This window comes from Pseudomonas putida (assembly GCF_028682395.1).
GTDB classification, from domain to species: domain Bacteria; phylum Pseudomonadota; class Gammaproteobacteria; order Pseudomonadales; family Pseudomonadaceae; genus Aquipseudomonas; species Aquipseudomonas putida_AB.
This window is the reverse complement of the sequence record NZ_JANHLC010000011.1, coordinates 66,567-90,152: the sequence shown is the minus strand read 5'-3', so window position 1 is coordinate 90,152 and position 23,586 is coordinate 66,567. Positions and strand designations below refer to the sequence as shown.

The 23,586-nt window shown below is 62.7% G+C and carries 23 protein-coding genes; 13 read left to right on the top strand and 10 right to left on the bottom strand.

The genetic code is table 11. The features are described from left to right. Window positions 1-39: 39 nt before the first annotated feature. Window positions 40-1,278, bottom strand: a complete 1,239-nt coding sequence (locus NPS46_RS21990) for a TIGR03862 family flavoprotein (RefSeq protein WP_274110955.1) — start codon at window positions 1,276-1,278, stop codon at window positions 40-42. 208 nt (window positions 1,279-1,486) lie between these two features. Then, entirely contained in the window at window positions 1,487-2,407 is a 921-nt protein-coding gene (locus NPS46_RS21985) for a histone deacetylase family protein (RefSeq protein WP_274110954.1), read from the bottom strand. 89 nt (window positions 2,408-2,496) lie between these two features. Between NPS46_RS21985 and NPS46_RS21980 the strand changes: the two genes are divergently transcribed. The 3 genes from NPS46_RS21980 (at window position 2,497) to NPS46_RS21970 (ending at window position 4,613) form a co-directional block, all read left to right on the top strand. Continuing rightward, window positions 2,497-3,066 (top strand): GNAT family N-acetyltransferase, encoded by a 570-nt coding sequence (locus tag NPS46_RS21980; RefSeq protein ID WP_274110953.1) that lies wholly within the window; start codon window positions 2,497-2,499, stop codon window positions 3,064-3,066. An 87-nt stretch (window positions 3,067-3,153) separates the two neighbouring features. Continuing rightward, window positions 3,154-4,023 (top strand): acyl-CoA thioesterase II, encoded by an 870-nt coding sequence (tesB, locus tag NPS46_RS21975; RefSeq protein WP_274110952.1) that lies wholly within the window; start codon window positions 3,154-3,156, stop codon window positions 4,021-4,023. After that, window positions 4,020-4,613 carry an HAD family hydrolase gene (locus NPS46_RS21970; RefSeq protein ID WP_274110950.1) on the top strand — a complete coding sequence of 198 codons (594 nt, stop codon included), beginning with the start codon at window positions 4,020-4,022 and terminating at the stop codon, window positions 4,611-4,613. The genes tesB and NPS46_RS21970 overlap by 4 nt, the downstream gene beginning before the upstream one ends. On the opposite strand, the gene NPS46_RS21965 is transcribed toward NPS46_RS21970, so the two are convergent. Together NPS46_RS21965 and ypfJ are read right to left on the bottom strand one after the other, a co-directional pair. Then, window positions 4,610-5,569: an alpha/beta hydrolase gene (locus NPS46_RS21965; protein WP_425312775.1), complete on the bottom strand. Its 960-nt coding sequence runs from the start codon at window positions 5,567-5,569 to the stop codon at window positions 4,610-4,612. The two genes, NPS46_RS21970 and NPS46_RS21965, sit on opposite strands and share 4 nt — an antisense overlap. Window positions 5,570-5,592: 23 nt before the next feature. Next, entirely contained in the window at window positions 5,593-6,480 is an 888-nt protein-coding gene (gene ypfJ / locus NPS46_RS21960) for a KPN_02809 family neutral zinc metallopeptidase (RefSeq protein WP_274110949.1), read from the bottom strand. 148 nt (window positions 6,481-6,628) lie between these two features. On the opposite strand from ypfJ, the gene pcaQ reads away from it, so the two are divergent. The 3 genes from pcaQ to pcaG all read left to right on the top strand — a co-directional run bounded on the left by pcaQ (window position 6,629) and on the right by pcaG (window position 8,998). Continuing rightward, entirely contained in the window at window positions 6,629-7,558 is a 930-nt protein-coding gene (gene pcaQ / locus NPS46_RS21955; RefSeq protein ID WP_274110947.1) for a pca operon transcription factor PcaQ, read from the top strand. Window positions 7,559-7,661: 103 nt separating this feature from the next. Further along, on the top strand, window positions 7,662-8,381 hold the full coding sequence (pcaH, locus tag NPS46_RS21950) for a protocatechuate 3,4-dioxygenase subunit beta (protein WP_274110945.1): 720 nt from the start codon (window positions 7,662-7,664) through the stop codon (window positions 8,379-8,381). 11 nt (window positions 8,382-8,392) lie between these two features. Further along, window positions 8,393-8,998: a protocatechuate 3,4-dioxygenase subunit alpha gene (gene pcaG, locus NPS46_RS21945; protein WP_274110943.1), complete on the top strand. Its 606-nt coding sequence runs from the start codon at window positions 8,393-8,395 to the stop codon at window positions 8,996-8,998. 61 nt (window positions 8,999-9,059) lie between these two features. On the opposite strand, the gene NPS46_RS21940 is transcribed toward pcaG, so the two are convergent. Further along, the gene (locus NPS46_RS21940; RefSeq protein WP_274110942.1) at window positions 9,060-9,908 is read right to left on the bottom strand and encodes an aldo/keto reductase; all 849 of its coding nucleotides are present in this window, start codon (window positions 9,906-9,908) and stop codon (window positions 9,060-9,062) included. Window positions 9,909-9,920: 12 nt separating this feature from the next. Next, window positions 9,921-11,645 carry an FAD-dependent oxidoreductase gene (locus tag NPS46_RS21935; protein ID WP_274110940.1) on the bottom strand — a complete coding sequence of 575 codons (1,725 nt, stop codon included), beginning with the start codon at window positions 11,643-11,645 and terminating at the stop codon, window positions 9,921-9,923. A 200-nt stretch (window positions 11,646-11,845) separates the two neighbouring features. Here NPS46_RS21935 and NPS46_RS21930 point away from each other — a divergent pair, with 200 nt between their 5' ends. From NPS46_RS21930 to NPS46_RS21910, 5 genes are all read left to right on the top strand, one after another. Continuing rightward, on the top strand, window positions 11,846-12,622 hold the full coding sequence (locus NPS46_RS21930) for an IclR family transcriptional regulator (RefSeq protein WP_274110938.1): 777 nt from the start codon (window positions 11,846-11,848) through the stop codon (window positions 12,620-12,622). Between the two features lie 146 nt (window positions 12,623-12,768). After that, on the top strand, window positions 12,769-13,821 hold the full coding sequence (locus tag NPS46_RS21925) for a Gfo/Idh/MocA family protein (RefSeq protein WP_274110937.1): 1,053 nt from the start codon (window positions 12,769-12,771) through the stop codon (window positions 13,819-13,821). 7 nt (window positions 13,822-13,828) lie between these two features. Continuing rightward, entirely contained in the window at window positions 13,829-14,644 is an 816-nt protein-coding gene (locus NPS46_RS21920; protein ID WP_274110936.1) for a sugar phosphate isomerase/epimerase family protein, read from the top strand. A gap of 97 nt (window positions 14,645-14,741) precedes the next feature. Further along, the gene (locus NPS46_RS21915; RefSeq protein WP_274110934.1) at window positions 14,742-15,617 is read left to right on the top strand and encodes a DMT family transporter; all 876 of its coding nucleotides are present in this window, start codon (window positions 14,742-14,744) and stop codon (window positions 15,615-15,617) included. Between the two features lie 188 nt (window positions 15,618-15,805). After that, window positions 15,806-16,372: a hypothetical protein gene (locus tag NPS46_RS21910; protein ID WP_274110932.1), complete on the top strand. Its 567-nt coding sequence runs from the start codon at window positions 15,806-15,808 to the stop codon at window positions 16,370-16,372. A gap of 74 nt (window positions 16,373-16,446) precedes the next feature. On the opposite strand, the gene NPS46_RS21905 is transcribed toward NPS46_RS21910, so the two are convergent. Beyond that, entirely contained in the window at window positions 16,447-17,784 is a 1,338-nt protein-coding gene (locus tag NPS46_RS21905; protein WP_274110930.1) for an MFS transporter, read from the bottom strand. A 602-nt stretch (window positions 17,785-18,386) separates the two neighbouring features. Between NPS46_RS21905 and quiC the strand changes: the two genes are divergently transcribed. After that, entirely contained in the window at window positions 18,387-20,297 is a 1,911-nt protein-coding gene (gene quiC / locus NPS46_RS21900) for a 3-dehydroshikimate dehydratase QuiC (RefSeq protein WP_274110928.1), read from the top strand. Window positions 20,298-20,397: 100 nt separating this feature from the next. Then, a complete protein-coding gene (locus tag NPS46_RS21895) occupies window positions 20,398-21,075 on the top strand; it encodes a TetR/AcrR family transcriptional regulator (RefSeq protein ID WP_274110926.1) in 678 nt (225 codons plus the stop codon). A 31-nt stretch (window positions 21,076-21,106) separates the two neighbouring features. Here the strand turns inward: NPS46_RS21895 and NPS46_RS21890 are convergent, their stop codons facing one another. The 3 genes from NPS46_RS21890 to NPS46_RS21880 all read right to left on the bottom strand — a co-directional run bounded on the left by NPS46_RS21890 (window position 21,107) and on the right by NPS46_RS21880 (window position 23,538). Then, the gene (locus NPS46_RS21890) at window positions 21,107-21,967 is read right to left on the bottom strand and encodes a shikimate dehydrogenase (protein WP_274110924.1); all 861 of its coding nucleotides are present in this window, start codon (window positions 21,965-21,967) and stop codon (window positions 21,107-21,109) included. Between the two features lie 5 nt (window positions 21,968-21,972). Beyond that, window positions 21,973-22,413, bottom strand: a complete 441-nt coding sequence (gene aroQ, locus NPS46_RS21885; protein ID WP_274110922.1) for a type II 3-dehydroquinate dehydratase — start codon at window positions 22,411-22,413, stop codon at window positions 21,973-21,975. Window positions 22,414-22,611: 198 nt separating this feature from the next. Then, window positions 22,612-23,538 (bottom strand): PD-(D/E)XK nuclease family protein, encoded by a 927-nt coding sequence (locus NPS46_RS21880; RefSeq protein WP_274110920.1) that lies wholly within the window; start codon window positions 23,536-23,538, stop codon window positions 22,612-22,614. Window positions 23,539-23,586 lie beyond the last annotated feature (48 nt).

The following is a 23,586-nucleotide window of genomic DNA, read 5'->3' as shown; positions in this document are numbered from 1 at the left end:
CCGCGAACGTCACCGGCGGCAACGCAAAGCAGTGAGCGGCTATCGAGCGCGTAGCCATTCCAGCACGCCGCGGCCTGCCACGTGGCCGCTGGCAAAGCAGGCTGTCAGCAGGTAGCCCCCCGTTGGGGCCTCCCAGTCGAGCATTTCGCCTGCACAGAACACGCCCGGCAGGTCGCGCAGCATCAGGTTTTCCGTCAGGGCTTCAAACGGTACGCCGCCGGCGCTGCTGATCGCTTCATCCAGCGGTCGAGTCCTGACGACGGTCAGCGGCAAGGCCTTGATCGCCGTGGCCAACCGGGTCGGATCGTTGAACGCTTCGCTCGGCGCCAGTTCTCGCAGCAGCGCCGCCTTGACCCCATCGATCCCCACCTGGCTGTGCAGGTGCTTGGCCATGGAGCGTGAACCGCGGGGCTTGGCCAATGCTGTCTGGATCTGGCTCGCGGTCTTGCCCGGCAACAGATCAATCTCGATCGTCGCCGCCCCCTGTTGCTCGATACGGTCGCGGATTGGCGCCGACAGCGCGTAGATCAGGCTGCCTTCGATCCCCGTCGCGGTCACCACGCATTCGCCCAGGCGGGGCGTGCTCTGGTCAAAGCTGATGGCGATATTCTTCAGTGGCGCACCGGCGAACTTGCTGCGCAGCAGGTCGCTCCAGGCTTGGACTTCAAAGCCGCAGTTGCTGGGCCGCAGTGGCGCGCAGGGCACGCCACGGGCCTGGAGGTGCTGGAGCCAGGCCCCATCGGAACCCAAACGCGCCCAACTGCCACCGCCCAGGGCCAGTAAGGTGGCATCGGCGTGTAGGGTGATTGCACCTTCGGGGCTGTGGATAACCAGCTTGCCTTCGCTGTTCCAGCCCTGCCAGCGATGGCGGGTGTGGATAACCACGCCACTGTCGCGCAGGCGCTTGAGCCAGGCGCGTAGCAGGGGCGCGGCTTTCATGTCCGTGGGGAAGACCCGCCCGGAGCTGCCGACAAAGGTGTCGATCCCCAGGCCGTGGATCCATTGGCACAGGGCGTCGGCGCCGAATTCGCGCAGCAGCGGGGCGATATAAGGGCTGCGTTCGGCATAGCGCGAAAGAAACGCCGGGTAGGCCTCGGAGTGGGTGATATTCATCCCGCCGACCCCGGCCAGCAGGAACTTGCGCCCCACCGAGGGCATGGCGTCATAGAGCGCGACCCGGACTCCAGCCTGGCTCAGCACTTCGGCGGCCATCAGGCCGGCCGGGCCGCCGCCGATAATGGCGACGCAGGGTGTGGGAGCGATGTTTGGCTGGGTCATGGTGCGGGCTGCGAATCGGCAAAGGAGGCCGGGTATTCTACCTGAGCGACAGGCCCTGCTGCGCGCGGCGGGGCTTCAGGCGGCTTGTGAATGGTCTGTACAAAAAATAACCAGGTTCCTGCAGGCCATGCTGCCTATGACCTACAGAGGCTTTCACTCAGGTTATCCACAGGCCGCTCCACAGGGATTGTGGGTAAGCCGGCACAGTTCAATGGCAACCTGATGACAGCCAGACGCGTTGCGCACTGTGGTGCAGGATGCCGTGGCGGCGGGCCAGGGCCTGGCGATCCTTGCTGTAGCCGCCGCCGATCACCCCGACCACCGGGATATCGCGGCCCAGGCAATGGCGCAGCACGCTTTCATCGCGTGCGGCGACGCCTTGATCGGTGAGCTTGAGATAGCCCAGGGCATCGTCCTGGTGTACGTCGACACCGGCGTCGTAAAGCACCAGGTCCGGCTGGTAGAGCGGCAGCAGGTAATTCAGCGTGTCGTCGACCACTTGCAGGTAGTCGCGATCGCCCATGCCCATGGGCAGCGGTATATCCCAGTCGCTCTCGGCCTTACGGGCCGGAAAGTTCTTTTCGCAGTGCAGGGAAACGGTAATCGCCTCCGGGGTATGTTCGAGAATACGCGCCGTCCCATCGCCTTGATGCACGTCGCAATCGAAGATCAGCACCCGATTGACTCGACCGCTCTCCAGCAGATAGCGGCTGATGATTGCCAGGTCGTTGAAGATGCAGAAACCGGCGGGGTGGTCGTAATGGGCGTGGTGGGTGCCGCCGGCCAGATGGCAGGCCAGGCCATGTTCCAGGGCCTGCTCAGCGGCCAGCAGCGAACCACCGACGGCGCGCACGGTTCGCCGGGCCAGGGCTTCGCTCCAGGGCAGGCCGAGGCGGCGCTGGTCTTCGCGGGCCAGTTCGCCGGCCATATAGCGTTCGATATAGGCGCGGTCATGGGCCAGGGCGAGGATATCCACAGGGCAGCATTCGGGCCGCAGCAGCGCCGCGTCTTCGGTCAGGCCGCTGTCGACCAGGTGATCGCGCAGCAGGCGGAACTTGTCCATGGGGAAACGATGTTCGGCCGGAAACTCGGGGCTGTAGTCATCGTGATAAATCAGCGGCAGCGGCATGATGAACTCGGGTCGGAACAGGCGACGAATCTTAGCAGCGCGTTACACTTGTCCACAGGGAAAACGCCTAAGCAATCCGGAGGGAATAGATGGAGCCGATACTTGAACTCGAAAGTGCGCGCCTGCTGTTGCGCCAGTGGCGCGATGAGGACCTGCCCGAGTTCACCGCCATGTGTGCTGATCCCCAAGTGATGCGCTACTTCCCCGCGCCCTTGAGCCGGCTGGAAAGTGCGGCATTGATCGGCCGAATACGTGGGCATTTTGCCGAGCACGGTTATGGAGCATGGGCGTTGGAGCGCAAGGATACGGGGGCCTTCATTGGCTTGACCGGGTTGGCGCAGGTGGGATTCGACGCGGCGTTTACCCCGGCAGTGGAGATCGCCTGGCGTCTGGCGAGCCGCCATTGGGGGCTGGGTTTTGCCAGTGAGGCGGCGTGGACCGCTCTGCGCTGCGGGTTTGACCAACTCGGCCTGGACGAGGTGGTGTCCTTCACAACCCAAAGCAATACCCCTTCGCAAAAAGTCATGCAGGCCATCGGCATGCACTACGACCCCCAAGGTGACTTCGATCATCCGGCCCTGGCGCCCGATCATCCGTTGCGCCGCCACGTGTTGTACCGCATCAGCCGCGCGCAATGGCTCGCGACTTTGCATGGCTAAGCTGTTACGCCCGTTTACAATAGCCCGATTTACGCTGGCCGCCGCAGCCAAGACTGCGCGGTAATGCTTTGTGTGAGGAGAGTCCGAATGAGCCAAGTGTTGGAAGATCTGGTCGATTTGCTGACCCTGGAGCCGATCGAGGAAAACCTCTTTCGCGGACGCAGCCAGGACCTGGGCTTTCGTCAATTGTTCGGTGGCCAGGTGCTGGGCCAGTCGTTGTCAGCCGCCAGCCAGACCGTCGAGGAAGCGCGGCATGTGCACTCGATGCACGGTTACTTCCTGCGCCCCGGCGATGCCGGATTGCCCGTGGTCTATCAGGTTGACCGGGTGCGCGATGGCGGTAGCTTCAGTACCCGGCGGGTTACGGCGATCCAGAAGGGCCACCCGATCTTTACCTGTAGCGCGTCGTTCCAGTATGACGAAAGTGGTTTTGCGCATCAGATCGCCATGCCCCAGGTGGTCGGCCCGGAAAACCTGCCTTCGGAGTTGGAGCTGACCCAGCAGCGCGCCCATCTGATTCCCGAGCCGATGCGCGACAAGATGCTGTGCGCCAAACCGATTGAAGTGCGCCCGGTCACTGAAAAAGACCCTTTCAACCCGCAGCCGATGGATCCGGTGAAGTACGTCTGGTTCCGTGCCGACGGCAAGCTGGCGGATATTCCCGCACTGCATAAATACCTGTTGGCCTATGCCTCGGATTTCGGCCTGCTGACCACCTCGCTGCTGCCCCATGGCAAGACGGTCTGGCAGAAGGATATGCAGGTGGCCAGCCTCGACCACGCGCTGTGGTTCCATGGCGAGTTGCGTGCCGATGACTGGCTGCTCTATGCCATGGACAGTCCGTGGGCCGGCAATTCGCGCGGCTTCTCCCGGGGCAGCGTGTATAACCGCGCCGGCCAACTGGTGGCGTCGGTGACCCAGGAAGGCTTGATTCGCCATCGCGAGGACTGGGCATGAAGCTTTGTGACATCCGTCACTGGGTCTTCGATATGGACGGCACCCTGACCCTTGCCGTGCATGATTTTCCGGCGATCAAGGTGGCCCTGCAGATCCCGCCCGAGGACGATATTCTCACCCACCTGGCCGCGTTGCCGGTTGACGAAGCGGCCGCCAAGCATGCCTGGCTGCTGGAGCACGAGCGCGAGCTGGCATTGGGGGCACAAGCGGCACCGGGGGCCGTCGAGCTGGTGCAGGACTTAGTCGCACGCGGTCATCGCCTGGGGATCCTGACCCGCAATGCCCGCGAGCTGGCCCATGTCACCCTGCAAGCGATTGGCCTGGCGGACTGCTTTGCGGTGGAGGATGTACTGGGCCGCGAAGATGCGCCACCCAAGCCCGATCCCGGTGGCCTGCTCAAGCTGGCGCAAGCCTGGGATGTGGCGCCGCCGCGCATGGTGATGGTCGGTGACTACCGTTTCGACCTCGATTGCGCGCGGGCGGCGGGCGCACACAGCGTGCTGGTCAATCTGCCAGACAATCCCTGGCCGGAGCTGACCGACTGGCATGCCGAGGATTGCCGGGCCCTGCAGCGAATGCTGGCGCGCTAGCGGCCAAACAACGCCGCCTGGCCCTCGGGCGACGTGAACATTTGGTCGCCGTTATGCCCCACGCCCGGCACCTCGACCAGACGTTGGGCCAAGCCCTGCCCATGGCGCTGGCGCAGCATGTCGAAGAAGTTGTGCCCACGAATCAGCCGATAAGCTCCCTGGGCTTGGGCGGCACAGCTTTTGTCCAGCGCCGGATGATTTGGATCGGTGTCGTTCTGGCCGAGCAGGTAGGTGATAGCGCGCTGTGCATAGGTTTTTTCTAGCGATGCGGGGCTCTTCCCGTTCGCGTAGGCCGGCAACTGTTTCAGGCCGTACTTCCACGTATTGAAACCAGGGCAGGTTGCGGGATCGAACCCCGGCGCCGGACGGCGGGTATCGAACCAGGCATAGGACGACGGATTGGCGATCACATAGCGCAGGCGCAGGCCGGGTGGCGGGCTCCAGTGCCCGAGCAGGGCATAGCGCTGCACCACCTGGGCGCCGCCGGAATGCCCGGCGATGACGATGTCCTTGAGTCTGGGAAACCGGCGTCGGTCACTCAAGCGCTGAAGGATGGCATCCAGTACTGCGTAGGAACTCAATGGGATTGGCCCGAGCGCGGGCTCGCCGGCCATCCAGTCATTGGCGTGCCAGCGCAGCAGCGTGTCCGGCAGTGGATGGCGAGCGGTATCGAGCGGGTTGAGAAACTGCGGGGCGATGATCAGGGTGTTGCTCGACTGCCCGGCCCGGGCGGCGGCCTGCTCGGCGCTGCCCAGATAGGTCTGGGCATTGCGCAGGCGGCCATGGATGATAATCAGTGCACGCTGGATAGCCGGCAGCGGCTGGTTCCAGTTCTGGCTCAGGCCGATGCTCAGCTCGGCGCCTTCCAGCGCCAAGCGTTGCGGGCTGATGACCTTGACCCCGTGTTCGCTGGCGGCGTGGGCTGCGGCGCAGGTTATCCACAGCGCGGCGAACACGGCGAGCCGCGCGGGCCTCAGGGTTACAGACTCTTGGCGTTGAAGGTGTCGCACTGGCTGACCTGGCCCTGGGAAAAACCGGTCTTGAACCAGCGTACCCGCTGGGCAGACGTGCCGTGGGTAAAGGAGTCCGGTACCACGCGGCCCTGGCCCTGCTGTTGCAGGCGGTCGTCGCCAATGGCATTGGCGGCATTCAAGGCTTCATCGATATCCCCGGGCTCCAGCCAGTTCATCCGCTGCTGGCCGTGATAGGCCCAGACACCGGCCAGGCAGTCCGCCTGCAGTTCCTGGCGCACCAGCAGCCCGCCATCGCCTTCCATCCGGCGCCCCTGCTGGCGGGCGGCCTGGATTTTCGCGGAAACCCCGAGCAAGGTCTGTACATGGTGGCCGACTTCATGGGCGATCACATAGGCCTGGGCAAAGTCGCCGGCCGCCTTGAAGCGTTGGGCCATTTCCTGGAAGAACGCCAGGTCCAGATAGACCTTCTGGTCGGCCGGGCAATAGAACGGGCCGGTGGCCGAAGAGGCCAGGCCGCAGGCGGAATTGACCCGGTTGCTGAACAGCACCAGGGTCGGGTTCTTATATTGTCGGCCGGCCTGCTGGAAGATCTCGCCCCAGGTGTCCTCGGTATCGGCGAGGATCACCCGGACAAAGTCCGCTCCCTCGTCATTGGCCGGTGGGGCCTTGCGCGTCTGCACGGTGGTGGGGGCAGTCTGCTCACCCATCTGCCCGGCCAGTTGGCCGAGAATCTGTAGTGGATCCTGCCCGGTCAGCAACCCAAAGCCGACGATCAGCACCACGGCTGTCAGGCTCAGCCCCTTGCCGCCCCCAAACCGTGGCCCGCCGCCTGCGCTGCTGTCGCCCCGGGCATCCACCACGTTGTCGCTGCGCCGCCCTTTTTTCCAAAGCATGTGCAAATTCTCAAAGAGTAGAATCAGGATCTTGGCTGCCAGTGCCGCCAACCGTGAGTGTAGTGCTTTTAACCGGTCGCTTGCCGCTTGGAGCTTGCCGCGGCTACCGGCATCATAGAGTCGAACTCGCCCTGGAACTGTAGCTCCTGTGAATATCGATACCCGCATCAAGTTCCGCCATCTCGTGTGCTTTCTCGAAATGGCCCGCCAAGGCAGCCTGGCGCGGGCGGCGGATGTCTTGGCGGTCAGCCAGCCGGCGATGTCGAAGACGCTCAAGGAACTGGAAAGCCTGGTCGAGGCTGCGCTGTTTATACGCAGCAAGAGCGGGGTCAGCCTGACCGAGGCCGGGGTGGCCTTTTTGCGCTACGCCGGGCCTTCGGTCGAGGCGCTGCGCAATGGCGTCAATGCCTTGCGCGGCGGCGAGTATGCGGCGGGGCTGGTGCGGCTCGGGGTGTTGTCGACGGTGGAAAGCCTGCTGGTGCCCGAGGTGGTGCGCCGCCTGCATGAGCGTCACCCGGCGCTGGTGGTCAGTGTGGTGACGGGGCCCAGCGCTTATCTGTTGTCCCAGCTTCGGGTCGGCGATGTGGATTTGGTGATCGGCCGCATGACCGACAGCCCGGAGATCCAGGGGCTGAACTTCGAACATCTGTACAGCGAGTCCATGACGCTGGTGGCCCGGGCCGGGCATCCGCTGCTGGCGGGCGTGCTCGACCTGCATGCCCTGGAGCGTTATCCCCTGGTCCTGCCGTTGGCGGGAACGACGATCCGCCGGTTTGCCGACAGCTTGTTCGTGCAGTGCGGCATCAGCCAGTCGCGTCAGCGCCTGGAAACCCTCTCGGTGCCTTTGAGCCGACGTTATGTGCTGTGCAGCGAGGCGCTGTGGATCGCGCCGCTGGATGCGGTCCGCCTCGACCTGGCCAGTGGCGACCTGTACGAGATCGATCTGGGCCAACGCGAGCCGGGCGGGTCGGTGGGTATTTCCAGCAATGCCAGCCTGCCATTGTCCTTGGCCGCGCAATGGGCATTGGAGGTGGTGCGCGAGGTGGGGGGTGACTATCGCGAGGGGCGCTATCCATAACCTTTTGGTTATGGATGAGGGCCGGGGTTTCACTATCGGCCGGGGTTGGGTTGGGGGAGACTGCGCGCCAGCCCTCCATAAAAACCAACAACAGGAGAACGACATGTCTGATGCAGACAGCCGTCGCTTCAATATCCGTGATCGCAACTGGCACCCCAAGGCCCTGACGCCCGACTACAAGACCTCCATCCCGCGCTCCCCGCGCCAGGCGCTGGTGAGCATTCCCCAGTCGGTCAGCGAAACCAGTGGCCCGGACTTCTCCCATCTCAAGATGGGTCAGTTCGATAACGATCTGTTGCTCAACTTCAACAATGGCGGCTTGCCGGTTGGCGAGCGGATCATCGTTTCCGGACGGGTGTGCGACCAGTACGGCACGCCGATCCCCCATACCCTGGTGGAAATGTGGCAGGCCAATGCCGGCGGCCGCTACCGTCACAAGAACGACCGCTACCTGGCGCCCCTGGACCCCAATTTCGGCGGCGTTGGCCGTGCCCTGACCGACCGTGACGGCTATTACAGCTTCCGCACCGTCAAGCCGGGCCCGTACCCATGGCGCAATGGGCCGAATGACTGGCGTCCGGCCCATATCCACTTCTCCATCAGCGGCCCGTCGATTTCGACCCGCCTGATTACCCAGCTGTATTTCGAAGGGGATCCGCTGATCCCGATGTGCCCGATCGTCAAGTCGATCGCCAACCCGCAAGCAGTGGAAAGCCTGATTGCGCGGCTTGACATGAGCAATGCCAATCCCATGGATTGCCTGGCTTATCGCTTCGACATCGTGCTGCGTGGCCAGCGCAAGACCCACTTCGAAAACTGCTGAGGACGCCGACCATGCCTATCCAACTGCTTACGGAAACCCCGTCCCAGACCGCTGGCCCCTACGTGCATATCGGCCTGGCCCTGGAGGCCGCCGGCAACCCGCCGCGCCCGGATGAAATCTGGAACCGGATGGCCAAGCCCCAGGCGCCTGGCGAGCACATCCTGCTGGTCGGCAATGTCTACGACGGCAATGGCCACCTGGTGCGTGATTCGTTCCTCGAGTTCTGGCAGGCCAACCACGAGGGCGTCTATGACGAGGCGTTCGATTCGGAAAAAGCTTTCAACAGCTTCGGCCGCACCGCAACGACGTTCGATTCCGGTGGCTGGACCCTGGAAACCATCAAGCCGGGCGTGGTGAAAAACGCCGCTGGCGTGCCGATGGCGCCGCATATCAACGTGTCGTTGTTTGCCCGCGGGATCAATATCCACCTGCAAACCCGGCTGTATTTCAGCGATGAAAGCGAGGCCAACGCCCAGTGCCCGGTGCTGAACCTGATCGAGCAGCCGCCACGGCGTGAAACCCTGGTCGCCCAACGTTGCGAAGTGGACGGCAAGACCGCCTATCGTTTCGATATCCGCATCCAGGGTGAAGGCGAGACGGTGTTCTTCGACTTCTGAGTCGTACGTTGAAAAACGGGGGTGGACGCTTGGCGTCCGCCCCCGTTTTTTGCCTGAATATTCAGCGCTGCGGTGTGTCCCATTGCGGGGCAAAGTCCGGGCTGACCTGGCGCTGGTCTTTGGCCAGGCTGGCAATCAGGGCGCGATCCTGCTCGTCGAGCCTCAGGTTGAGCGACTCCAGGTTGGCCAGTTGATTGGCATGGCTGGCTGCCTTGGGAATCGCCGCGACATTGTCCTGCTCCAGCAGCCATTGCAGCGCTACCTGGGTGGGCAGTACCCCATGGCGTGCGGCGATCTGCTGGATCTGGGGGATCTGCGAGACCTTGTTGCGCGCCAGGGGGCTGTAGGCGATCAGGGCCATATCGTGCTGGCGGGCGTAGTCGAGCAGGCGGTCCTGGCCCAGCAGGACGTGGTACTCGACCTGAATCGCGGCCAGTGGCGCGCCCAGTTCTTCGACCGTCTGGCGCAGCAGCGCCAAGGGGAAATTGGCCACGCCGATTGTCCGTGTCAGCCCCTGCTCCTGCACGGCGACCAGCGCCTCGATGGTTTGGCGCAGGTCCCAATCCTGGCCCGGCCAGTGGATCATGAACAGGTCGACATAGTCGCTGCGCAGGGCGCTCAGGCTGTTGTCCAAGGAGCGGCGCAGTGCATCGGGCTGCAGTTGGTCCCACCAGACCTTGCTGGTGATATGCAGTTGTTCGCGCGGCACGCCGCCGGCCTGTAGGGCCAGGCCGACGGCGGCTTCGTTGTGGTAGGCAGCGGCGGTATCGATGTGGCGATAGCCGAGGGCCAGGGCCTGCTCGACGGCCGCAGTACAGGCTTCGCCGAGCATCGGCCAGGTCCCCAGGCCCAGCTTGGGCAGCTTCAGGCCATGGTGGGTCAGCAGGGGGACATTAATGCTGCGCGGCATGGTTGATCTCCTTTACTCGTAATCGCGAACGCCGGCGATATGACGTGCGGCGATATAGCCGAAGGTCAGCGCCGGCCCGAGGTTGATGCCGCCTGCCGGGTAGTGGCCGCCCATGATGCTGGCCATGTCACCGCCTGCGGCGTAGAGCCCGCTGATGGCCTGGCCATGCGGATCGAGCACTTGGGCCTGGGCATTGACCTTGAGGCCGGCAAAGGTGCCGAAGCAGCCCGGCTCGACTTTCACCGCATAGAAGGGGCCTTGCTCGATGGGCGCCACGCACGGGTTGGGCGAGTGCAAGGCGTCGCCCTGCTTGCGGTTGTAAGGGGTCGAGCCGCGCCCGAAGAGCGGGTCTTCGCCATGGCGGGCGTGCTGGTTGTACTGCGCCACGGTGCTGGTCAGCCCATTGCGGTCGATCCCGCAGGCATCGGCCAGGGCTTCGAGCGTAGCGCCACGCTTGAGATAGCCGCTGCGGATAAAGGGCGCGAGCGGCACTGGAAACGGCCGGGACATGCCCAGGCCATAGCGGCGCTGGAAGGCATGGCTGCAGATCAGCCAGGACGCGACTTCCTCGCCGGCCGGGGCGTTGGCGACCATGGCGCTCACATAGTCGAAATAGCCATCGGCTTCATTGACGAAGCGTTGACCATTGCTCAGCACGCCGATGATCCCGGGCTTGGCCCGCTCGATGATATGGGGGAAGTGACCAAGGCTGCCGTCGGCATGGGGCACCCGTGAAACCGGCGCCCAAGCCACGGGGGAGTGCAGGTCGGTCTCGACCTGCGCGCCAACGCTTTCGCCCAGGCGCAGGCCATCGCCGGACACGGCCACGGGCGGCAGGGCCAGGTGTTCGTGGCCGGTGGGAGTCCGTGGAAACAGCGCCTTGCGCCGCTCGATATCGTTGGCAAAACCGCCCGCCGCGAGCACCACGCCCCGACGGGCCTGGATGCGCACGGGGCCGTTGGCGCTGTTGACCACCGCGCCACAGACTCGCAGGTCCTGGTACAGCAGTTCGCTGACCGGGGCCGATTCCCAGAGCTGCACGCCCAGGTCTTCGGCGGATTTGGCCAGGCGGCCCACCAGCGCGACACCATTGACCAGTTGCAGGGCGCGACCCCGCAGCGCCAGGTCGAGCAGGTGCCGGCTGAAGCGGCGAGTCACATGCCAGGCGGCCGACCAGGAGCGGGTTAGGTTGAGAAAGGCCGAGAGATCGGCGCCGGCCATGATCGGCATGCCCATGAAGGAGGTCTCGCGCATCGTCCTGCGCAGCCGGTCGAGCAGTTTGCGGTTGATGTGGCGGGCATCGTAGGGCGCGGCGATCACCGAGCGACCACCGGTGCCGGCACCGGGCGTATCGCCATGGATGTCGGCGATGCCATTGCCGTCGGCAAACTGCAGCGCGGTATGGCGCTCGAAGAAGCTGACCATGTTCGGACCCGCTTCGAGGAAGGCGTCGATGATGGCCGGATTGTAACGTTCGCCCAGCTCATGGCGCAGGTAGGTGCGCGGTAACTCGACATCCTCGATGATCCCGGCGCGCTGTGCCAACGGGTTGCAAGGCACCCAGGCCCAGCCGCCGGACCAGGCGGTGGCACCGCCGAAGACCGGGTCCTTCTCGACCACGATGACTTTCTGGCCATGCCAGGCGGCGGTCACGGCGGCGGACAATCCGGCCGCGCCGGAGCCGACGATCAGCACGTCGCAGTCGAGTTCTTGGGGAAAAGAAGGCGAGGCAGGCATGGGCAGCAGTATCCGGATTTGTTGATTTTATGGAACTTGATTCCAAAATATACGTATGTGTTTTTTAAACGGCAAGCCGGCTTAGCTCGCGATTCGGCGAAGGTGACCGTTTTATGGGCGAACAGCGGACAGTACAGTTCCGGTTTTCCATTCCCGGCGATGTCTTTTAGAATCGGCCAAATTTTGTAGGGACCGCACCCATGGCCGGCAGTCAGATCGAACGCGTCTTCAGTGTGCTGGAAAGTCTTACCAGCGACCCCCGGGGCTTGCCGATGCAGACCCTGGCCGAGCGCCTGGGCATCCCCAAGAGCGCGACCCACCGCCTGTTGGCCGAGTTGATCCGCCTGGGCTATGTGCGCCAGAACCCGGACAACCTGCGCTACCACCTGTCGACCAAACTGGTCGCCATGGGCTTTCAGTACCTGGCGGGCAGTGGCGCCGATATTGTCCAGCCGGTTCTTGACCGGTTGGCCCAGGAAAGCGGTGAACTGGTGCGCCTGGGCGTGATCGAGGGTGAGCGCCAGACCTGGATCGCCAAGTCCCAGGGCGCCCGCTCCGGGCTGCGCTACGACCCGGACATGGGCCGCGATGCGCCTCTGTTCTACACCGCTTCAGGCCACGCGTGGCTGGCCAGCCTCAGCGATGCCGAGGCCCTGGCGCTGGTCGAGCGCCAGGGCGTACAGCCCCCGGCGGAACTGGGCCCGAACGCACCACGCTCCAATGCCGAACTGCTCGAGCGCCTGCGCATGGCCCGCGAACTGGGGTATGCCTGGGTCGAGGAAAGCTCGGCGGTCGGCACGTCGGCGCTGGCGGCGGTGATTCGCCATCCGCTGGATAAACATGTGGTCGGTGTCCTGAGCATTGCCGGGCCAAGCGCTCGCATGCCCCGCGAGCGCCTGCATGCATTGGCGCCTTTACTGCTGACCTACGCCGCCGAGCTCTCGGCGGCGTGCCAGGCCTCCGAGCTGTTCAACTGAACCTGATTCCCTCTGGCAGGAGAAGGTGTGCGGTTATCGACCCGGCATTGCCGGGTTTTTTATGTTCCTCTTGCGAAAAAATGGAACCTGGTTCTAAATTATTTTAGTCCAGCCTTTCCAAAACAACTCCCAAGAGGATCTGTGCTTTGACTTCACCCTTGCGTATCGCCCTGATTGGCGCCGGTGTCATGGGCCGCCAGCATTACCAGCATCTGCGCGGGCTCGACGAGGCACGACTGTGCGCGGTGGCCGACCCGGGGCCCCAGGCCGGCGACTTTGCCGCGGCCTGTGGCGTGCCCTATTTCGCCGATTACCGGCAGATGCTTGAGCAGGCGCGGCCCGAGGCCGTGATCATTGCCAACCCCAACACCCTGCATGTCAGCACGGCGCTGGATTGCCTGGCGGCGGGCGTCCCGGTGCTTCTGGAAAAGCCGGTGGGTGTCGACTTGCACGAGGTGCGCGAGCTGGTAGCCGCCTCCCGGCGCCATGGCGTTCCAGTGCTGGTGGGTCATCATCGGCGGCACAACCCGTTGATCGTCCGTGCCCACGCCTTGCTGCAAGAGGGCGCTTTGGGCCGACTGACCACGGTGACCGCGCTGTGGCAGTTGCAAAAGCCCGACAGCTATTTCGATATTCCCTGGCGGCGCGAGGCCGGTGCCGGGATGCTGCTGACCAATCTGATCCACGACCTCGATCTGCTGCGCCATCTGTGCGGTGAAGTGCGCCAGGTGCAGGCCATTACCAGTAATGCCGTGCGCGGTTTCGGCAACGAAGATTGCGCGGCGGTGCTGTTGCAGTTCGACAATGACGCACTGGGTACCCTGACCGGTTCCGATGCGGTGGCGGCGCCCTGGAGCTGGGAGCTCGACTCGGGGGAGAACCCGGTCTATCCACGTCAGCCCGACCAGCCTTGTTACTTGCTCGCGGGCACCCGGGGCGCCTTGAGCATTCCCCAGCTCAAGCGTTGGCACTACGCCGAGGACGGCGCGGGTTGGCACCAGCCGCTGCTGGCAGTGCAGGAGTCGTTTCGCGCCGATGAAGCCCTGCGCCTGCAACTGCAACATTTTGTCCTGGTCGCCCGTGGCCTGGTCACGCCTCTGGTCAGTGCTGCGGATGCGGCTCGCACCCTGGCGCTGCTCGAAGCCATCCGCGAGGCCGCCGCCACCGGCCGTGCCTGCGCTCCTGCCCTGATTGAGTGAATCCCCGATGAATGAACGTATTTTCTCCCTGGCGACCCTGACCGTGCTCGAAGTCTCGCCGCCGCAGATGGTCGAGATCGCGGCTCGTGCGGGCTACAGCCATGTCGGTCTGCGCCTGGAGCCGGCGACGCCTGAAGAGCAGCATTTTGCCCTGGTCGCGGATGCCGGTTTGCGCCGCGAGACCCTGGCGCGTCTGCGCGATACCGGGATCAAGGTGCTGGATGTCGAGATCCTGCGTCTGAAGCCCGAGACCCGGGTGGCCGACTTCGAGGCGATCCTGGCGGTCGGTGCCGAGTTTGGTGCCAGCGAGTTGCTGGTGGCCGGCAATGATCCGGATGAGTGTCGGCTGACCGACAACTTTGCTGCGCTCTGTGATCTGTCGCGTCAGTACGGTCTGCATCCCCATCTGGAATTCATGCCCTGGACCGATGCGCGCAATCTCGAACAGGCGGTGCGCATTGTCGAGAGTGCCGCACGAGCCAATGGCGGGGTGCTGGTCGATGCGTTCCATTTCGACCGTTCCGGCTCGCGCTTGGCAGACCTGGCGCAGGTCGACCCGGCGCGTCTGCGCTACGTCCAGCTGTGCGATGTGGCCGGGCCGTGCCCGCCGGACATGGCCGAGATTCTGCGTCAGGCCCGCAGCGAACGGCGCTTCCCCGGTGATGGCGATTGCGATCTACTGGGGCTGTTGCGCTGCCTGCCGGCCAATGTGCCACTGAGCCTGGAAATCCCGACCGTGCAATTGCTGGAGCAGGGCGTCAGTGCTCAGGACCGAGCCCAATGGGCCCTGGACAAGGCCCGCGAGGTGCTGCGGCAGGTCTAGCCGCAATGGCGGTAGGCCTTTGCTCCATTGATAACTAGAACAGGGTTCCATATTATCTGGCAGTCTGCCTCCAGGCTGCCTCTCATTCGAGATCCCCATGACCAGTACCCCGTTGTCCGGCGTCAATCAGCCTCTCAAGGGATTGCTACTGGTCATTCTGGCGACCTTTCTGTTTTCCAGTCATGACGCCCTGTCGAAGTACCTGTCGGGTTTTTATCCGATCGTGATGGTGGTGTGGGCGCGCTATATGGTGCACACGCTGCTGATGGCCGGGATTTTCCTGCCCCAGTCTGGCCTGCGCGTGCTGCGCACCAAGCGGCCCTTGCTGCAGCTGGCGCGGTCGTTGTGCCTGTTGGGCACCAGCCTGTTTTTCACCACCGGGCTGTTGTTTATTCCCCTGGCCGAGGCCACGGCTGTCAACTTCCTGGCCCCGGTGCTGGTCACGGCGCTGTCGGTGCCGCTGCTCAAGGAAAAGGTCTCGCGCGGCCAGTGGTTGGCGGTGATCTGCGGGTTTATCGGCGTGCTGATTATTGTCCACCCGGGGGGAGAACTGTTTACCCCGGCGATATTGTTGCCGTTCTGCTCGGCGCTGTTCTTCTGCTTCTATCAGTTGCTGACGCGCAAGCTGGCCCAGCACGATAGCCCGACGACCAGCAACTTCTTTGCCGGGCTGTGCAACACCCTGATCATGAGTGCGCTGGTACCGTTTTTCTGGCAGGTGCCCAGCCTGGGCCATGGCTTGTTGATGCTGGCGCTGGGCACCTGTGGCATGACCGCCCACCTGTTCCTGACCCAGGCGTTCCGCCTTGCCGCCCCGGCGTTGCTGGCGCCTTTCGGGTATTGCCAGATTGTCTTTGCCGGGTTGCTGGGCTGGCTGTTGTTTAACCACACGCCGGACTTGAGCGCCCTGGTCGGGATCGTGGTGATCTGCCTCAGCGGCCTGGCGGCGGCGTGGCAGCAACGACGGGGCTGAAGGGCGTTAATTACTTGCAGTGCGTTTGATTTGTTTAAGTGTGAGCGTCATTAATAACGGGCGGGTGTTTAAAGTGCATTTCAGTGAGTGCACTCATTGTCTTTTTTGAAAATTGAGTGACGTCTGATGGTTTTGCGGTATGGCGATTGCGGAAAATAGACAGGCAAATTATAACTAGGGAATTTGATATGTCTCTTTCAGTTGGTCCCAGAGCAGCTGATTACTACCTCGATCAGCTGCCGGTCTGCAGCTCGCCGAGCAATGAGTATATTGCTACTGCCACTCTTGAGGCTTTTGCCTTTATTGGTGGTGCGAATGGTGTGGGGGCTCGCTCCATCGAAACACCGCTATTGGATGAGTTTGCAAAGATAGCTCCAGATTTTTACAAGACTCTGGATAGTGTTGCGAGAGAGTGCGCTGCCAAACACGAAGAGTTATGTAAAGTAAGGCGCAATACCTTTGATTTTATAGATGAATACACGCTTGAAGCGCACGTTAAGTGGAAAGATGGCGTGACAGAGGAAGACGTGAAGCGCTATAGCGATGGGCTGGGTGAATTTCGGGCGATGCTAGGCAGAGTGAGTGAGGTGTTGAATATAAACAGCTCCAAGGTGGGGCGCATAGTTATGGAGTGTATGTTTGTTCTTCGTGACGAGTCCCCTGTTTCTCAAGATATGGTGGCGCTTGCTAGGGGGCACTCAATCCCCTATATCGATACTGCTCCTAGGCCTTTTGTATTCGATCCGGATCTGTAGAGCTGATTGCTCGAAAAATCTAGATTGTTGTTTGGAGGAGATACGGGTGCCTGGACCAGGCACCCGTACTTACATCAGTCTTCGACTTTCGGGATCTTGCGTGGGGCCATGAAGTACAACCAGATCAGTGCGATGAAGTACATCGCCGGGATCATGGTAAACAGCACCGAGTAGTTGTTGTTGGTGGTGGTTAATATATAGCCGACCAGTTGGGTCATGAACATCCCGCCCACTGCGGCGCACATCCCGCCAAAGCCGAACACCGTACTCATCATGTGTTTGGGGGTGTAATCCATCACCAGGCTCCAGATATTCGCCGTCCAGGCCTGGTGTGCACCGATGGCCAGGGAAATGGCACCGACCGCGACCCACAGGTGGCTGGAGCCTGCCGCAATGATCACGCCGATGATGCAGCAGGCGAACAGCAGCATGGAGATCAGGCGCGCCTTGATCGGGTTGAGCCCGCGACCGATCAGGAACGAGGAGAGTATGCCGCCGCCGACGCTGCCGAAGTCGGCGGTCAGGTAGATGATGATCAGCGGGATGCCCATTTGGGTCACGCTGATGCCCAGGTTGTACTGCTGGTTGAGGAAAGGGGGGAGCCAGTACAGGTAGAACCAGAACACCGGCGCGGTGATTGAGTACGCGAGAGCAAAGGCCCAGGTGCCGCGCATGCGCAGGATCCGCGAGAAGGCGACGCCTTTCTGCTCGGGTTCGACCTCACGCTGGATGTATTCCAGTTCAGCCTTGTTCACCGAAGGGTGGTCCTCGGGGTTGTAGTACTTCAGGCCCCAGAAGATCAACCAGATACCACCCAGCACGGCCATGCACATGAATGCGGCTTGCCAGCCCCAGACGTGCAGCACCAGGGGCAGCAGCATTGGGGTGAACATCGCGCCGACGTTGGTCCCGGCATTGAAGATGCCGGTGGCTACGGCCCGTTCGCCGGCCGGGAACCACAACCGGGTGGTTTTCACGCAGGCCGGGTAGTTGGCGGCTTCGGTCAGCCCAAGAATAAAGCGACAGACCATAAAGCCTACCGCGGAGGTAGCCAGGCCGTGGGCGCCGGTCGCCAGGCTCCAGAGCAAGACGGCCAAGAAGAACACGCGTTTGACGCCGACCCGGTCGATCAATCGGCCCTGCAGGACGAACCCGATGGCATAGCCGACCTGAAACCAGAAGTTGATGTTGGCGTAGTCCATCGCCGTCCAGCTCATTTCCTTGGCCAGGATCGGCTGCATGACGCCGAGGGCGGCGCGGTCGATGTAGTTCAGGGTGGTGGCGAAAAAGACCAGGGCCAGCATGCCCCAGCGGGTCTTGCCGACGGCCATGGCGCCGCGGATCTTGTCGCCGATGCCGCCTTGGGCGGCCCCCAGGGCTGGGGCGATGGGTGAGCTTTGAGAAGGAGTCATGGGTGTAGGGCCATCCGTTCAGTGACTGACGAGCGTTGGGCTCGTCGAGACTTCAATGAGCTTGGCAATCGGCGAAGTTTAACCCTTGGGCAGTGGCCGACGGGCAAGGGCATTCGCAGATCAACCGGCTGTGCGGTAATCGGCGCCGAGGCGTCAGTGGCTGGGCTCGAGGCGCGCCGCTTGAGGATCGGCGGGACGGATGGCGGTCTGGGGAAGCAGGCAGGACGATAGAGCGTGAAGTGCGTGCATGAGCGTTTACCCGATTTTTGAAATTTTTATGGTGTGTTCTGGGTGATGGATCTGGGCCATGAAACCCGCAGGTTTCGATCGTTGCCTGCCCCGCAGGACCGGCTTCAATGTGCTGACGATGGTGCGCAGTGGCTAAAAAATCGTCAATTCGCTAAAGGCCTTTGTGGTCGATAATCGCACACAAAACTAACTGGTTCGTACACTTTTATTGATGTATAAACTGGCCGTAACAATAATTCATCTGCCCGGGCCGTCGGCCGGGTTCACGAGCTCAACCCAGGGCCGCAACCGGCCTGCTCGCGAACGATGCCCGGCGCTTTACGACAGATCCCACGTCCTTTCGGGAGTCCCCTATGCAGCGCTCCATTGCCACCGTATCCCTGAGCGGCACCCTGCCGGAAAAACTTGAGGCCATTGCCGCCGCCGGTTTTGATGGGGTCGAAATTTTCGAAAACGACCTGCTTTACTACGATGGCAGCCCGCGCGAGGTGCGGCAGATGTGTGCCGACCTGGGCATCGCCATTACGTTGTTCCAGCCGTTTCGCGATTTCGAAGGCTGCCGGCGCGACCGTCTGGCGCGCAACCTGGAACGGGCCGAGCGCAAGTTCGATCTGATGCAGGAACTGGGCACCGACCTGGTGCTGGTATGCAGCAATGCCAGTGCCGATTCGGTGGGTGATACGCAGATACTGGTCGACGACCTGCACCTGCTGGCCGAACGCGCCGGCGCCCGTGGCTTGCGTATTGGTTATGAAGCACTGGCCTGGGGCCGGCACATCAATACGTATCAACAGGTCTGGGACATTGTCCGCCAGGCCGACCATCCCAGCTTGGGGGTTCTGCTCGACAGTTTTCATACGCTGTCGCTCAAGGGCGATCCGAGCGCCATCGCACAGATTCCCGGCGACAAGATCTTCTTTGTGCAGATGGCCGACGCGCCGATCCTGGCCATGGATGTGCTGGAGTGGAGTCGGCATTTTCGCTGCTTCCCCGGCCAGGGCGAATTCGACCTGTCGGGTTTTCTTGCACCGATTATTCGCAGCGGCTACACCGGGCCGTTGTCGCTGGAGATTTTCAACGACGGTTTTCGCGCCGCCCCGCCCCGGGCCAATGCCGCCGATGGGCTGCGCTCGCTGCTGTACTTGGAAGAGAAAACCCGCGAACGGCTGTTGCGCGAAACGCCCACGGTGGCCAATCTCGACACGCTGTTCGAGGCGCCGGCGGCTACGGCGCAGGCGGGTATAGAGTTTCTCGAGTTTGCCGTCGACGACGAGCTGGGTGCCAAACTCAGCCACTGGCTGGAGCGCCTGGGCTTTACCAAGGCCGGCCAGCATCGCTCGAAGAATGTCAGCTTGCTGCGCCAGGGCGATATCAACCTGATCCTCAACAGCGAACCCTATTCCTTCGCCCACAACTTTTTCGAAGCCCACGGCCCGTCACTGTGTGCCACGGCGATTCGCGTGCAGGACAGTGCTAGTGCTCTGGCCCGTGCCGTGGCCTACAAAGGGCAACCCTATCGCGGGCTGGTGGGGCCCAATGAGCTGGAACTGGGCGCGGTTCGGGCGCCCGATGGCAGCCTGATCTATCTGGTGGACCAGGCCGTCGCGGGAGCGTCATTCTATGCGACCGACTTTGTGCTTGAGCCCGCGGCCGCCGGGCCGGGCGGGCTCAAGCGCATCGACCACATGGCCATGGCCTTACCGGCCGACAGCCTCGACAGCTGGGTGCTGTTCTACAAAAGCCTGCTGGATTTCGAAGCGGACGATGAAGTGGTGCTGCCCGATCCCTACGGTCTGGTGAAAAGCCGCGCGCTGCGCAGTCGTTGCAGCTCGATCCGCCTGCCGCTCAATATCTCGGAAAATCGCAATACGGCGATTTCCCACGCGCTATCGAGCTATCGCGGCTCGGGGGTCCACCATATTGCCTTCGAGTGCGACGATATCTTCGCCCAGGTCAGCCGCGCCAAGGAGGCCGGATTGCCGTTGCTGGATATTCCGCTGAATTACTACGACGACCTGGCGGCGCGTTTCGATTTCGATGACGAGTTTCTCAGTGAGCTGGCGTACTTCAACGTGCTTTATGACCGCGATGCCCAGGGCGGCGAGTTGTTCCACGTGTACACCGAGCCATTCGAGGGGCGCTTTTTCTTCGAGATCCTGCAACGCAAGGGTGGCTACGCCGGTTATGGGGCGGTCAACGTAGCGGTGCGTCTGGCCGCAATGGCCAAGGCGCGCAGCGGTGTGGTGCGCCAGGCCCGCCTCTAGAACGTCCCTTGGGAGATGGAATCATCCATCTCCCTGCTTCCTTCACTGCGCGACCCGGCCCATAATCGCCGGCGTCCGTAGAGCAGGCCGTGAGCCCAGAATGACCATAATTCCAGAACTCCCCGTGAAGCCCGATGCCGGCCAGGTCGAGCCGCGCAAGAGTCGCAAGAACAATCCGGAAAAAACCCGCGAGAACATCCTTCAGGAGGCCATCGTCGAGTTTGTCCAGCAGGGGCTGTCCGGCGCCCGCGTCGATGCTATTGCCGAGCGCACCCATACCTCCAAGCGCATGATCTATTACTACTTCGGCAGTAAGGAACAGCTTTATGTCGAGGTGCTGGAGAAGCTCTACGGCGATATCCGCAGCACTGAAAGCCGCCTGCACCTGGCAGAGCTGGAGCCGCGCGAGGCGATCCGGCGAATGGTCGAGTTCACCTTCGATCACCACGACCGTAATGTCGATTTCGTACGGATCGTGAGTATCGAAAATATCCACAAGGGCGAGTACGTCAAACAGTCTGCGGCGATTCGCTCGATGAACAACACCATTCTCCATGCCCTCGATGCGATCCTGCGCCGTGGGGCCGAGTTGGGCGTGTTCCGCAGCGGCCTGGACCCTCTGGATGTGCATCTGCTGGTGAGTTCGTTCTGCTTCTACCGCGTCTCTAATCGCCATACCTTTGGCGAAATCTTCCAGATCGACCTGCCGGACGAGCAGGTCAAGCAGCGCCATCGCGAGATGATCTGCGAGTCGGTGCTGCGCTACCTGCAAGCCTGAGTTCTCGCGCCGCCGCAGGGGCGCGGCGGCGTCAGCCGTTGAAGCTCTGGAAGTGTTCGAGCATGCGCTGGGCGTCCGGCGTTACGCCGCTGAACAATTCAAAGGCCTTGACCGCCTGGAACACTGCCATGGTGCCGCCATCGAGGGTGCGGCAACCCAAGGCACGGGCCGTGCGCAGCAGTTCGGTTTCCAGCGGGAAGTAGACAATCTCGGCGACCCACAGCTCAGGACGCAGTAGCTCGGCGGGCACCGGCATGCCCGGCAACTTGGCCATGCCCATGGGCGTGGTGTTGACCAGGCCATCGGCCAGCGCCAGGCTGTTGGCCAGGTCACTACCGGCCCTGGCGCGCAGGCTGCCGAAATGCTGGTTGAGATTGGCGGCCAGGCTTTGCGCGCGCTGGTTTTCCACATCGTAGATCTCCAGCTGTTCCACGCCTTCTTCGAGCAGTGCATGGGCCACCGCTGCGCCAGCACCACCGGCGCCCATTTGCACCACGCGTTGGCGAGCCGCGCCATGCAGGCCGCGGCGCATGCCTTCGGCAAAGCCCAGGCAGTCGGTGTTGTGGCCAATGCGACGCCCGTCCTTGAGCACCACGGTATTCACCGCGCCGATTCCACGGGCCTGGGGCGACAACTCATCGAGCAGCGGCAGAATCGCCTGCTTGCACGGGAAGGTGATATTCAACCCGGTAAAGTTCATGCGCTCAGCCGCCAGCAGCAGGTCGGGCAGGGCATTGATATCCAGCGCAAGCTGATCCAGATCGATCAACCGATACAGGTAATTGAGCCCCTGGGCATGGCCTTCGCGTTCGTGCATGGCTGGGGTGCGCGAGCCTTGGATACCGGCACCGATCAGGCCGGCGAGTACGCCGTGAGCAATAGCGTGCGTCATTGCGATTAACCCTTGAGCTTCTGGGCGAAATGTTCGAGTGCCAGGCGGTAGCCCTGGCTGCCGAAGCCGCACAGGATTGCCGTGGCAATGGCCGAGACAAACGAGTGATGGCGAAACGGTTCGCGGGCATGAACATTGGACAGGTGAACTTCGATCACCGGCAGTTCACTGGCCACCAGGGCGTCGCGGATGGCCACCGACGTGTGGGTCCAGGCTGCCGGATTGATGATGATGCCGGCGCAGCGCTTGCGTGCGCCGTGGATCCAGTCGAGCAGTTCGCCTTCATGGTTGGTCTGGCGAAACTCGACGGTCAGGCCCAGTTCGCTGGCGCTGCGCCCACACAGGGCCGAGATATCGGCCAGGGTTTCGTGACCGTAGGTGGCGGGTTCGCGGGTGCCCAGCAGATTCAGGTTCGGGCCGTTAAGCACCAGAACGATAGGGGACATGGTTGTCTCTCCGTTGTTGTTTTTGTGTGGCCGAATGCAGTCCGGCCTGGAGAGATAAAATGTACTAACCAGTTAATACGGTCAACTGTCGGCAAGCGTCCCGCCGTGGGTGGATAGATTTACTGTGCGTTAATCGCCCGCAGTATTTGTCGGTCACCGGGCGTTGGGCGTCCGGCGACGGTCTCCAGGTTCAGCCCGTTATTGCTGAGCAAGGCGCCACAGGGCGTTGAGCAGTTCGTTCTGCTCCATGGCGTGTTGCACGGCGTTGATTTCGCTTGGCTCGGCCGCGTTGCACAGCAGGTTGGGGAGCACATGGCGCACGCCATAGGCCTGGTCGATCTCGAGATAAGGGCCGGCGAAGCATTTCAGGCGGTGCAACTCGCCGAGCAGGGCAGCATGGCGTTGGGCAAAGTCCTGCAGGTGTTCATTGATTCCGGCGAAGTACGGGTCCTGCTCCCAGGCGCTTACGATCAGGCGCGAGCGGATATCGTCCAGTTGCGGCCGGATCAGGGCATCCAGCCCCGGGCGGGCCAGGGCTTGGGTTAGGGCGGCGATCAGCCATTCGTCATTGATTTGCAGCCAGTTACTGTCGTTGTACAGATGCACGCGCTCATGGCTGTCGGAGACGATGCCCAGCCAATGGTAGTGCTGGCCGTAGTGGCTTTCGATCCAGTCGCTGTAGCGCGCCAGTTGGCCTTCGGTCAGGTGATGGCCGTCCTTGCGCTCAATGGCGATCACCAGACGGTTGTGCGGGTCGACCAACACCAGGTCGATGCGCCCGTCTTTGTCGCCCACCTCAATAGCCACGCAAGCGTGGCTCAGGTCCATCCCCGCCAGGCGCGATTCGGGCAGCCAGCTGTCCTCGGCGGCCCAGCGTTCCAGGCTTTGGGCATTCCCTGTGCTGGACGTCTTGAGGCCGCTGAGCAGCGCCCGGATAAACAGATCGCCGAGCCCGTGGCCTTCACGTGGGTTGAGCAGCCAGGCGAGCATATTGCGAAAGTTGTGCTCGTGCAGGCGTTGGTAATCGAGCCAGTGCCGGTACTGGTTGTAGCGCGTCAGTGCCTGAAAATCGGGCTGGTGGCGCCACTGTTCGATGATCTCAATAAAGCGTTTGGCGTCGCTCACGGTGCAGTCCTTTTGGCGTGAAGCCGGCGCGTCGAGCGTCGGCGGGGC